This is a genomic window from Flavonifractor sp. An52 (assembly GCF_002159385.1).
GTDB lineage: Bacteria > Bacillota > Clostridia > Oscillospirales > Oscillospiraceae > Flavonifractor > Flavonifractor avicola.
This window is the reverse complement of record NZ_NFIB01000062.1, coordinates 1-2,533: the sequence shown is the minus strand read 5'-3', so window position 1 is coordinate 2,533 and position 2,533 is coordinate 1. Positions and strand designations below refer to the sequence as shown.

Below are 2,533 nucleotides of genomic sequence, written 5' to 3'. Positions count from 1 at the left end.
GCCGCATGGCTCTGACTGCCAAAGATTTATCGCTCTGAGATGGCCTCGCGTCTGATTAGCTGGTTGGCGGGGTAACGGCCCACCAAGGCGACGATCAGTAGCCGGACTGAGAGGTTGACCGGCCACATTGGGACTGAGACACGGCCCAGACTCCTACGGGAGGCAGCAGTGGGGAATATTGGGCAATGGGCGCAAGCCTGACCCAGCAACGCCGCGTGAAGGATGAAGGCTTTCGGGTTGTAAACTTCTTTTATCAGGGACGAAGAAAATGACGGTACCTGATGAATAAGCCACGGCTAACTACGTGCCAGCAGCCGCGGTAATACGTAGGTGGCAAGCGTTATCCGGATTTACTGGGTGTAAAGGGCGTGTAGGCGGGACTGCAAGTCAGATGTGAAAACTATGGGCTCAACCCATAGCCTGCATTTGAAACTGTAGTTCTTGAGTGCTGGAGAGGCAATCGGAATTCCGTGTGTAGCGGTGAAATGCATAGATATACGGAGGAACACCAGTGGCGAAGGCGGATTGCTGGACAGTAACTGACGCTGAGGCGCGAAAGCGTGGGGAGCAAACAGGATTAGATACCCTGGTAGTCCACGCCGTAAACGATGGATACTAGGTGTGGGGGGTCTGACCCCCTCCGTGCCGCAGTTAACACAATAAGTATCCCACCTGGGGAGTACGATCGCAAGGTTGAAACTCAAAGGAATTGACGGGGGCCCGCACAAGCGGTGGAGTATGTGGTTTAATTCGAAGCAACGCGAAGAACCTTACCAGGGCTTGACATCCCGGTGACCGCTCCAGAGATGGAGCTTCCCTTCGGGGCACCGGTGACAGGTGGTGCATGGTTGTCGTCAGCTCGTGTCGTGAGATGTTGGGTTAAGTCCCGCAACGAGCGCAACCCTTATTGTTAGTTGCTACGCAAGAGCACTCTAGCGAGACTGCCGTTGACAAAACGGAGGAAGGTGGGGACGACGTCAAATCATCATGCCCCTTATGTCCTGGGCCACACACGTACTACAATGGTGGTTAACAGAGGGAGGCAAAACCGCGAGGTGGAGCAAATCCCTAAAAGCCATCCCAGTTCGGATTGCAGGCTGAAACCCGCCTGTATGAAGTTGGAATCGCTAGTAATCGCGGATCAGCATGCCGCGGTGAATACGTTCCCGGGCCTTGTACACACCGCCCGTCACACCATGAGAGTCGGGAACACCCGAAGTCCGTAGCCTAACCGCAAGGGGGGCGCGGCCGAAGGTGGGTTCGATAATTGGGGTGAAGTCGTAACAAGGTAGCCGTATCGGAAGGTGCGGCTGGATCACCTCCTTTCTAAGGAGACTTCGGCGCGAATTATATGCCGAGCGTAGCGAGGCATATAATTCTCAAAGAAGTGGTAACACTTCTTTGAGCCAACGGCGCGCCGTAACGTCCTAAGGTCAGCTTTCTGGGGTGAGTGAGCTTTCACGTTGTTTAATTTAGAGGGTACACGCGTTAAGAAAATATGCCGGCGGCATATTTTTAGCGTGTACCGCGGCGGCTATGCCGACGCGGGCCAGGTAGGCAAGAAGTGAATGGCACCTATTTACGGGCCCATAGCTCAGCTGGCTAGAGCGCACGACTGATAATCGTGAGGTCGGTGGTTCGAGTCCACTTGGGCCCACCACTTTCTCTCTCGATGGGGGTATAGCTCAGCTGGGAGAGCACCTGCTTTGCAAGCAGGGGGTCGTCGGTTCGAGCCCGACTATCTCCACCACAGTTCAATATCAGATCGAAGCACCTGGCAACAGATGTTTCGATCTGACCTTGAAAGAGGTTGGAAGTCAGCACCTTGAAAACTGAACAATGCAGATGGAAAGTATGAAGAGCAAGCAACAGAGGGCAATAACAGCAATGTTGTGGAACTTAAAGATAGAATGGCGAAAGCCGTTCTGGTGAATGGGTAAAACAATGTAGCCAATTGCAAAACTTCTGTGAGGCCTGCATAATTCATGATCGAATAGAGAACAGCTCAGAAATGAGACTGTTCTACTAAGGTCAAGCTATAAAGAGCGCAAGGGGAATGCCTTGGCATCAGGAGCCGATGAAGGACGTGACAAGCTGCGATAAGCTGCGGTGAGCTGCACATAAGCATTGACCCGCAGATTTCCGAATGGGGAAACCCGGCAGAGCAATACTCTGTCAGCCTGCGTTGAATCAAATAGGCGTAGGTGGGGAACCGCCTGAACTGAAACATCTAAGTAGGGCGAGGAAGAGAAATCAACAGAGATTCCGCAAGTAGTGGCGAGCGAACGCGGAAGAGGGCAAACCGAAGGATTTATCCTTTGGGGTTGTGGACCGACACAACGGCAGGATAGGTTAGCCGAACGGTATGGGAAGGCCGGCCATAGCGGGTGAGAGCCCCGTAGGCGAAAACCGAGTCCTGTTAGTCGAGTTCCAGAGTACCGCCGGACACGTGAAACCCGGTGGGAAACTGGGGGGACCACCCTCCAACCCTAAATACTACCTGATGACCGATAGAGGAGCAGTACCGTGAGGG

Annotated in this window: 2 tRNA genes and 2 rRNA genes; all 4 read left to right on the top strand. The window is 53.6% G+C overall.

Going from position 1 to position 2,533, the window contains the following annotated elements:
* A 16S ribosomal RNA gene (locus tag B5G06_RS13665) occupies positions 1-1,326 on the top strand; the annotation flags it as partial.
* Between the two features lie 257 nt (positions 1,327-1,583).
* Positions 1,584-1,660: transfer RNA gene (locus B5G06_RS13660), tRNA-Ile, on the top strand.
* A 14-nt stretch (positions 1,661-1,674) separates the two neighbouring features.
* Positions 1,675-1,750: transfer RNA gene (locus tag B5G06_RS13655), tRNA-Ala, on the top strand.
* Positions 1,751-2,029: 279 nt separating this feature from the next.
* Positions 2,030-2,533, top strand: a 23S ribosomal RNA gene (locus B5G06_RS13650); the annotation flags it as partial.